The organism is Streptomyces sp. NPDC001530 (genome assembly GCF_042894545.1).
Lineage (GTDB): Bacteria > Actinomycetota > Actinomycetes > Streptomycetales > Streptomycetaceae > Streptomyces.
Genome location: NZ_JBIAVS010000007.1, coordinates 416288 through 423555, shown reverse-complemented (window position 1 = coordinate 423555; position 7268 = coordinate 416288). Strand labels below are relative to the sequence as shown.

Here is a 7268-nt window from a genome sequence, read left to right as displayed (position 1 = left end):
CGGGGGCTGTGGCGCTGTGCCTCTGTTTCGGGGTTGTGGCGCTGTGACCCTGTCCGGGGCTGCGCCCCGCGCCCCTGCCCGGGGGCTCCGCCCCGTCCCCACCGGGGGCTCCGCCCCCAGGGCCCCCGCCAAGGGCTCCGCCCCTGGACCCCGCTCCTCAAACGCTGGAGGGGCTGGATCCTTCGCCGGACGGGGCTGGAATGTTTCAGCCCGTCCGGCGTTTGAGGATGAGCGCGTCAGCGCGATACGGGGGGTCTGGGGGGGCGGGGCCCTCCAGGGACGGGAAGGGTAGGGGCGGCGGGGGCGAAGAAACCCGTCGCCAGCCACGGTGGGCCCTGGCGTACCGGCCCCGTAGGGCGAGGGGCGAGGCTCGCTTGTCGTAGCCGTTACGCTGGAGGCGTGGCAGTCGTCGATGTATCCGAAGAGCTCAAGTCCCTCTCCTCGACCATGGAGTCGATCGAGGCCGTCCTGGACCTCGCCAAGCTGAGGGCAGACATCGCCGTGCTCGAGGAGCAGGCGGCCGCGCCGTCCCTGTGGGATGACCCGGACGAGGCGCAGAAGATCACCAGCAAGCTGAGCCACCTCCAGGCGGAGGTCAGGAAGGCCGAGGCGCTCCGCGGGCGTATCGACGATCTGAGCGTGCTCTTCGAGATGGCCGAGGAGGAGGACGACCCGGACACCCGCGCCGAGGCGGAGACCGAGCTCGCCGCCGTCAAGAAGGCGCTGGACGAGATGGAGGTCCGGACGCTGCTCTCGGGCGAGTACGACTCCCGGGAAGCCGTCGTCACCATCCGTGCCGAGGCCGGCGGCGTCGACGCCTCCGACTTCGCCGAGAAGCTGCAGCGCATGTACCTGCGCTGGGCGGAGCGGCACGGCTACAAGACGGAGCTCTACGAGACCTCGTACGCGGAAGAGGCCGGCATCAAGTCGACCACCTTCGCCGTCCACGTCCCGTACGCCTACGGCACGCTCTCCGTGGAGCAGGGCACCCACCGGCTCGTGCGCATCTCGCCCTTCGACAACCAGGGCCGTCGGCAGACCTCCTTCGCCGGTGTCGAGATCCTGCCCGTCGTCGAGCAGACCGACCACATCGAGATCGACGAGTCCGAGCTCCGGGTGGATGTCTACCGGTCGTCCGGTCCCGGCGGCCAGGGCGTCAACACCACCGACTCCGCCGTCCGCCTCACCCACCTTCCCACCGGCATCGTCGTCTCCTGTCAGAACGAGCGGTCGCAGATCCAGAACAAGGCCTCCGCCATGAACGTTCTGCAGGCCAAGCTCCTCGAGCGGCGCCGGCAGGAGGAGCAGGCCAAGATGGACGCCCTCAAGGGCGACGGCGGCAACTCCTGGGGAAACCAGATGCGTTCGTACGTCCTCCACCCGTATCAGATGGTCAAGGACCTGCGCACCGAGTTCGAAGTCGGCAACCCCGAGGCCGTGTTCGGCGGCGAGATCGACGGCTTCCTCGAGGCCGGAATTCGCTGGCGCAAGCAGCAGGAGAAGTAAGCGGGCAACAGGCGGGGGTGTTCACGCCCCATTGAGGCCCCTTTGTCGACAAGGCAACTGCCGTCCACCGGACGGCAGTTGCCTTTTGTGTGTGGGTTGTCTGGGTTTTACGTCACAGTCACATGTCCTCACGGCAGGCAAATGACGTTGATCCGGACATCGCGCACGCAACGACCTTGACGATGCTTTGAAAACTGGGAAGGGTAACGCGTGGCATGCGTATCTCTGGGGCGCATGTGAACCGGGGGGCTTGAGAGAAGTCACCTGTGACGCCGTGGCCCCGGGCGCTGCTCCATTGACGATCAGCTACTGGGGGTAGCAGGCAGATGACCAAGAAGACGCGGATCCGCGTGGCGCGGATTGCCGCCGGTGCGGTGATTGCCGCCGGTGCTTCGCTGACCGCAGCGGGTGCTGCTTCGGCTCTGGACCTCGGCGTGAACGTGGGCGGCCTGAACGTGGGCGCGAGCGCGGACGAGACCGGTGTCGGCGTGAATGTCGGTCTGGACGACCCGACTCCGACCCCGACCGAGACGGGTATCCCGACCGAGGAGCCCACGCCCACCGAGGAGCCGACTGAGCCCACGGAGGAGCCGACCGAGCCCACCGAGGAGCCCACCGAACCCACGGAGGAGCCCACGGAGCCCACGGAGGAGCCGACCGAGCCCACCGATGAGCCCACCGACCCGACCACCGAGCCGACCGACCCGGGCAACGGGAACGGCAACGGGAACGGCAACGGCAACGGGAACGGTGGCGGCAACAGCAACACCGACCCCGACGGTGGCTCCTCCACCCAGGAGGAGGGCTCCTCGGCCCTCACCGACACCGGCTCGGACACCTCGTCCGACACCTCGGCCCAGGGCAAGAACGACGGCGAGCTGGCCGAGACGGGTGCCGGTCAGACCGCGTTCCTGCTGGTCGGCGCGGCCACGATGATCGCCGGCGGTATCGGCTTCCGCCTGCTGCCGCGCCTCGCGGGCGGCCGCGGCGGTGCCGCCGCCTGACGGACACGTAGGTGAGAAGGGCCCGGAGCAGCTCGCTCCGGGCCCTTCTCATGTCATCAACCTCACAGGGCGGGCGCACCGCCCCCGCCGTCTCACCCCGTCTGGTGAGCCACCAGCGCCAGTGCCGCGATCAGCACGGCCAGCAGTGCGATCAGTGCCATGGGGTTCAGGCCGGCGAAGGGGCTCTCCTGCTGGAGTCGCTCCCGGTTCGCGCGGCAGACGGGGCAGCGGCCCTCGCTCACGGGCGCCGCGCAGTTCGCGCACACCAATCGGTCGTACGTCATGCGCTCGCCCTCCTTGCGCCTTCTCCGCGTACACAACGCTCTACTCAACGCTGCGGGGAACGCAACCGTTCCCCTTCCACTGTGCCAGGTTCCGTGGATTTCGGCGCGGCTCGCCTTATCCTGCCCCGCGGTTTGGGGGTCAGTCTCGAAAACGGGCGCTCTCGCAGGGGTGGCTGGGGTCGTTTGCGCCGCTGCGCGGCCCGCTGTGGTTGCTCGCGCCCACGCGGCGGAGCCGCACAATGTCACAGCCCCGCGCCCTGACGGGGCACCCCCCCCTGGGCCTGCACAAACGGGCACAACCCCGGCGCAACCCCTACCAGCGCCTGCGCTCGCATGCCCGGGTCGCGTATGGTCACGCACACCTACCCCCGGCGACCCGTGGTGCATCCGTGATCCGATTCGACAATGTCTCCAAGGTCTACCCCAAGCAGACCCGCCCCGCTCTCAGGGATGTCTCCCTGGAGGTCGAGCGTGGTGAGTTCGTGTTCCTCGTGGGGTCCTCCGGCTCCGGAAAGTCCACCTTCCTGCGGCTGATCCTCCGCGAGGAGCGGTGCAGTCACGGTCAGGTGCACGTCCTGGGCAAGGACCTCGCGCGCATCTCCAACTGGAAGGTGCCGCAGATGCGGCGCCAGTTGGGGACCGTGTTCCAGGACTTCCGCCTGCTGCCGAACAAGACGGTCGCCGAGAACGTGGCCTTCGCGCAGGAGGTCATCGGCAAGTCGCGCGGCGAGATCCGCAAGTCCGTGCCCCAGGTGCTCGACCTCGTCGGGCTCGGCGGCAAGGAGGACCGGATGCCCGGCGAGCTGTCCGGTGGTGAGCAGCAGCGTGTGGCCATCGCGCGAGCCTTCGTGAACCGGCCCAAGCTGCTCATCGCCGACGAGCCGACCGGAAACCTCGACCCGCAGACCTCCGTCGGCATCATGAAGCTGCTCGACCGCATCAACCGGACGGGCACGACCGTGGTGATGGCGACCCACGACCAGAACATCGTGGACCAGATGCGCAAGCGCGTCATCGAGCTGGAGAAGGGCCGTCTCGTCCGCGACCAGGCGCGCGGCGTCTACGGCTACCAGCACTGATCATCGTCCACGGAAAGGTCTGAAGAAGACGCCATGCGCGCGCAGTTCGTTCTGTCGGAGATCGGTGTCGGTCTCCGCCGCAATCTGACCATGACCTTCGCGGTCATCGTCTCGGTCGCCCTCTCGCTCGCCCTGTTCGGCGGTTCGCTCCTGATGAGCGACCAGGTCAACACGATGAAGGGCTACTGGTACGACAAGGTCAACGTCTCGATCTTCCTCTGCAACAAGAGCGATGCCGAGTCCGACCCCAACTGCGCCAAGGGCGCGGTGACCGCCGACCAGAAGAAGCAGATCCTCGCCGACCTGGACAAGATGTCCTCGGTCGTCGAGAAGGTCTCCTACGAGTCCGCGGACCAGGCGTACAAGCACTACAAGGAGCAGTTCGGCGACTCCCCGCTGGCCAGCTCCCTCACACCGGACCAGATGCAGGAGTCGTACCGGATCAAGCTGAAGGACCCGGAGAAGTACCAGGTCATCGCGACCGCCTTCGACGGGCGGGACGGCGTGCAGTCCGTGCAGGACCAGAAGGGCATCCTGGACAACCTCTTCGGGCTGCTCAACGGCATGAACTGGGCCGCGCGCGCGGTGATGGCGATGATGCTCGTCGTCGCCCTGATGCTGATCGTCAACACGGTGCGTGTCTCGGCGTTCAGCCGTCGTCGTGAAACGGGCATCATGCGGCTCGTGGGCGCCTCCGGCTTCTACATCCAGGCGCCGTTCATCATGGAGGCCGCCGTCGCCGGGCTGATCGGTGGCGGTGTCGCGTGCGGCTTCCTGCTGGTCGCCCGCTACTTCATCATCGACCACGGTCTGGCACTGTCCGAGAAGCTGAATCTGATCAACTTCATCGGCTGGGACGCCGTGTTGACGAAGCTGCCGCTCATCCTCGCGACGAGTCTGCTGATGCCCGCGCTGGCCGCGTTCTTCGCGTTGCGCAAGTACCTGAAGGTGTGACGCATGCCAAGGGGGCCGTACTGCCAACCGGCGGTACGGCCCTTCGCCTTGTCCTAGACTCACCGGCATGTCAGGTCGTGACCCGTTCTGTGAGCCCCGCCGCATCCGCCGCGGGGCCGCCCTGACCTTGCTGTTCGCGAGCGTCCTCGTCGCCGGTGCGGCGACCGGATCCTTCTCCGACCCCGGCCGGAAGTCCCCTTCTCCTACGCCCCGTTCGACGACTGCGGCCCACCACGAGGACGTCACCGAGGCCGCCGCCGAGGCGATGGCCGACGGCAAGTCGCCCATGGAGGCCGCCGAGCGCGCCGTCAGCCGCAGCGGCGACCGCTGGGGCGCGGTCTACTCCCAGGGAGAGTACGAGGAGTTCGAGGAGGCCCTGGACGGCCAGTACACCGGCGTCGGGCTCTGGGCCCGGCGCGAGCGCGACGGACGGATCGAAGTGACCCGCGTGCAGACCGGATCGCCCGCGGCAGACGCGGGGATCCGCAAGGGAGACCGGCTGCGCAGCGTCGACGGCGAGAAGGTCGACGGCCGGCCGGTCACCGAGGTCGTCTCGTTACTGCGCGGCGACGCGGACGACGCGGCCGCCGGTACGGAGGTCTCCCTCGGCCTGGAGCGCGGCACGCGCGCGTGGAGCCGGACTCTGCGCCGCGCCAGGCTGTCCACCGACTCAGTGACCGTCCACAAGCTCCCCGGCGGCGTCACGGTGATCAAGGTCGCCGCCTTCACCAAGGGCTCGGGCGATCTCGTACGCACCGCCGTCGCTCAGGCGCCCCGGCGGGCCGGCATCGTCCTCGACCTGCGCGGCAACTCCGGAGGCCTGGTCACCGAGGCCGTCACCGCCGCCTCCGCCTTTCTCGACGGCGGCCTCGTCGCCACGTACGACGAGCACGGAAAGCAGCGCGCCCTGCACGCCGACCCCGGCGGCGACACGGCAAGACCCCTGGTCGCGCTTGTCGACGGCGGCACGATGAGCGCGGCCGAGCTCCTCACCGGAGCCCTCCAGGACCGCGGCCGCGCGGTCGTCGTCGGCTCCAGGACCTTCGGCAAGGGCTCGGTACAGATGCCGAGCCGGCTGCCCGACGGCTCCGTCGCCGAGCTGACCGTCGGGCACTACCGCACCCCCTCCGGGCGCGGCGTCGACGGGCGGGGCATCACGCCCGACCTGGAGGCGGACAAGAAGTCCCTGGAGCGGGCCGAGACGGTGCTCAGCGGCCTCGGGGAAGCGTCCTAGCCGACCGCTCGTGGTCTTCGTGACCGACCGCTCGTCGTCTTCGTGACCGACCGCTTGTGGTCTTCGTGACCGGCCGTTCGAGGTCCTCGGTGACCGACCGTTCGAGGTCCTCTTAATCTTCTTTCCCCCCGACCCCCCTGTAGTGCGAAAATGGCCAGCACTATGAGCAAGGGAATGTACGTACCGAAAGAGTCCCAGCCGAAGCAGGGCGGGGCGGCCTCCGCCAAGGCCAAGGACGGCAAACGCAAGATCGTCGCCCAGAACAAGAAGGCGCGGCACGACTACGCGATCATCGACACCTACGAGGCCGGGCTCGTCCTGACCGGCACCGAGGTGAAGTCGCTGCGCCAGGGACGCGCCTCGCTGACCGACGGCTTCGTCCAGATCGACGGGAACGAGGCGTGGCTGCACAACGCCCACATCCCCGAGTACAGCCAGGGCACCTGGACCAACCACTCCGTGCGCCGCAAGCGCAAGCTGCTCCTGCACCGCGAGGAGATCGACAAGCTGGAGTCGAAGTCCCAGGAGACGGGTCACACGATCGTGCCCCTGGCCCTGTACTTCAAGGACGGCCGGGCGAAGGCCGAGATCGCGCTCGCGCGCGGTAAGAAGGAGTACGACAAGCGGCAGACCCTGCGCGAGAAGCAGGACCGGCGGGAGTCGGACCGCGCGATCGCGGCGGCGAAGCGGAAGCAGCGGGGCGAGTAGGCGGCCCCCCGGCGGGCGGCCGGCGGGAATAGGCTGGCATCGGCGTGCGTTGGTCACGTACGATGGCATCTGCACCTCAGAGCGGGTGCGTGCACCTCACAAGGTGCGAGCTTGAAAAATCAACATGGGGATGATCGGTTTCGACAGCGGCTGTTGAAGCAGGGGAAGCGTGTCGAGGAAGCGGCAATGATCTCGTAAACCATATGTCGCAAAAAATAATCGCCAACACCAAGCGCGATTCCTTCGCCCTCGCTGCCTAAGTAGCGACTTGCGAAGTGTCAGCCCGGGGCTGTTCCCGACCCGGATCCTGGCATCAGCTAGGGAACTAAACTCCTAGACCCGGTCACGGGGTGTAGGAGGAAATCAAACAGTGGCTGGGCCCGTCGGCGACTTGTTCGCGTGATCACCGGGGCCGAGAAAATCGCAGCGAACTGCACACGGAGAAGCCCTGATTTTGCACCGTTGGACGCGGGTTCGATTCCCGCCATCTCCACTCATC

Annotated in this window: 7 protein-coding genes and 1 other RNA gene; 7 read left to right on the top strand and 1 reads right to left on the bottom strand. The window is 68.0% G+C overall.

The features are described from left to right. Window positions 1-399: 399 nt before the first annotated feature. Window positions 400-1506 carry a peptide chain release factor 2 gene (prfB, locus tag ACFY0T_RS17060; protein ID WP_388870377.1) on the top strand — a complete coding sequence of 369 codons (1107 nt, stop codon included), beginning with the start codon at window positions 400-402 and terminating at the stop codon, window positions 1504-1506. Window positions 1507-1832: 326 nt separating this feature from the next. Further along, window positions 1833-2510 carry a hypothetical protein gene (locus tag ACFY0T_RS17055; protein WP_388870374.1) on the top strand — a complete coding sequence of 226 codons (678 nt, stop codon included), beginning with the start codon at window positions 1833-1835 and terminating at the stop codon, window positions 2508-2510. Window positions 2511-2602: 92 nt separating this feature from the next. Here ACFY0T_RS17055 and ACFY0T_RS17050 read toward each other — a convergent pair whose 3' ends face one another. Beyond that, window positions 2603-2794, bottom strand: coding sequence for a hypothetical protein (locus ACFY0T_RS17050; protein ID WP_388870371.1), 192 nt, complete (start codon window positions 2792-2794; stop codon window positions 2603-2605). A 389-nt stretch (window positions 2795-3183) separates the two neighbouring features. On the opposite strand from ACFY0T_RS17050, the gene ftsE reads away from it, so the two are divergent. From ftsE to ssrA, 5 genes are all read left to right on the top strand, one after another. Beyond that, complete coding sequence (ftsE, locus tag ACFY0T_RS17045) at window positions 3184-3873, top strand: cell division ATP-binding protein FtsE (protein ID WP_369246992.1); 690 nt, start codon at window positions 3184-3186, stop codon at window positions 3871-3873. 33 nt (window positions 3874-3906) lie between these two features. After that, window positions 3907-4827: a permease-like cell division protein FtsX gene (ftsX, locus tag ACFY0T_RS17040; protein ID WP_388870367.1), complete on the top strand. Its 921-nt coding sequence runs from the start codon at window positions 3907-3909 to the stop codon at window positions 4825-4827. A gap of 67 nt (window positions 4828-4894) precedes the next feature. Beyond that, window positions 4895-6061 (top strand): S41 family peptidase, encoded by a 1167-nt coding sequence (locus ACFY0T_RS17035; protein WP_388870365.1) that lies wholly within the window; start codon window positions 4895-4897, stop codon window positions 6059-6061. Window positions 6062-6235: 174 nt separating this feature from the next. Next, window positions 6236-6769 carry an SsrA-binding protein SmpB gene (gene smpB, locus ACFY0T_RS17030; protein ID WP_229702578.1) on the top strand — a complete coding sequence of 178 codons (534 nt, stop codon included), beginning with the start codon at window positions 6236-6238 and terminating at the stop codon, window positions 6767-6769. A gap of 126 nt (window positions 6770-6895) precedes the next feature. Then, window positions 6896-7265, top strand: a transfer-messenger RNA (tmRNA) gene (gene ssrA, locus ACFY0T_RS17025). The last annotated feature ends 3 nt before the right edge of the window (window positions 7266-7268 follow it).

What these genes read in the sequence shown, in the direction of transcription:
- ACFY0T_RS17055 (WP_388870374.1), top strand. Translation starts at nt 1,833, where the DNA reads ATGACCAAGAAGACGCGGATCCGCGTGGCGCGGATTGCCGCCGGTGCG.
- ACFY0T_RS17050 (WP_388870371.1), bottom strand. Translation starts at nt 2,794, where the DNA reads ATGACGTACGACCGATTGGTGTGCGCGAACTGCGCGGCGCCCGTGAGC.
- ftsX (WP_388870367.1), top strand. Translation starts at nt 3,907, where the DNA reads ATGCGCGCGCAGTTCGTTCTGTCGGAGATCGGTGTCGGTCTCCGCCGC.
- ACFY0T_RS17035 (WP_388870365.1), top strand. Translation starts at nt 4,895, where the DNA reads ATGTCAGGTCGTGACCCGTTCTGTGAGCCCCGCCGCATCCGCCGCGGG.
- smpB (WP_229702578.1), top strand. Translation starts at nt 6,236, where the DNA reads ATGTACGTACCGAAAGAGTCCCAGCCGAAGCAGGGCGGGGCGGCCTCC.